Origin of the sequence: Zhongshania aliphaticivorans (genome assembly GCF_902705855.1) — a bacterium.
In the GTDB taxonomy this organism is placed as follows: domain Bacteria; phylum Pseudomonadota; class Gammaproteobacteria; order Pseudomonadales; family Spongiibacteraceae; genus Spongiibacter; species Spongiibacter aliphaticivorans_B.
This window is the reverse complement of the sequence record NZ_CACSIJ010000010.1, coordinates 1-1085: the sequence shown is the minus strand read 5'-3', so window position 1 is coordinate 1085 and position 1085 is coordinate 1. Positions and strand designations below refer to the sequence as shown.

Below are 1085 nucleotides of genomic sequence, written 5' to 3'. Positions count from 1 at the left end.
TACTACCTAGGCGGCAGCAAAGGATACAGTCGCTTCTTTAAAAAAGGATTTTACGAGCTTCTTGTTTCGTCGAATTTTCTCTAAATCCACTATCGCTCGATTTTTAAGCGACTCGCCTTTCTTAAGAGGCTTTTTCGATGTACCCATATTTCTCATCTGGTTCCAAACCAGTTCATCTGGGTTTAAATCAGGCGCATAGGCAGGAAGAAAAACGATTTCGATCATTCCCTCCAAAGAATCAATATGCGCCATTACCTTTTTTGATTTGTGGACGGGATGGCCATCAACAATCAGGATGACTGGCGCTCGTCGACCTTTCAAAAAGTGCTTTAAACACTCAACGTATTTGTCTGCGTTAAATTTCCCTTCGTACACGTGATACCAAAACCCGCCTTTGTTAGACAAGGCTGAAATGGCATTAATTGATTGCCGTTGACCACTGGTTTTAACAACCGGTGTTTGTCCTTTGGCCCCCCAAGTTCGTTGTAGTGGATCATCGGATCGTATTGATGCCTCATCCAACCAAAATATCTCAGCACCCTTGCTTTTAGCGTGTTTCTTTACTCGCGGATAAACTTCATTAATCCACGCTTGAACCGCCGCCTCATCTCGCTCGTAGGCTCTTCGCAATGGCTTCTGAGGTGTTAAGCCTAGCCGGTGGAGTAGCTCCCCTGTACTGGTCAAGCTTAGCGCAACATCAAATCGGTCTTTAATTAAATTCGATACGATTTCACGGGTCCACAAACCAAAGTCAAAACCAAACTGACGTGGATCATTTCCAATAATCCAGCGCTTAACCTCTTGCTCTTCAATAGGAGACAGTTTTCGATTACGCCCCGTCCTCGCTTTAGGTGCTAGGGCGCTAATTCCCTTTTCTCGGGCTAATTTTAACCATGGGTAAATCGTTCGAGCACCTAGCCCAAAACTTCGAGTCACCTCCGCGGCAGATTCACCATCAAATACCCGCTGCACCGCCAACCGTCGGAGGAGGTGCTGCTCTTCTGTGCTTAGTTTTCTTGCGTCAATTTCCATGCACGGTAGTCTAACACAGCGTATTGATTATTTCCGCCTTATTAGTAAGTACG

General features: G+C 45.5%; 1 protein-coding gene. It reads right to left on the bottom strand.

Going from position 1 to position 1085, the window contains the following annotated elements:
• Positions 1-6: 6 nt before the first annotated feature.
• Positions 7-1032 carry an IS630 family transposase gene (locus GVJ32_RS18190; RefSeq protein WP_200841336.1) on the bottom strand — a complete coding sequence of 342 codons (1026 nt, stop codon included), beginning with the start codon at positions 1030-1032 and terminating at the stop codon, positions 7-9.
• Positions 1033-1085 lie beyond the last annotated feature (53 nt).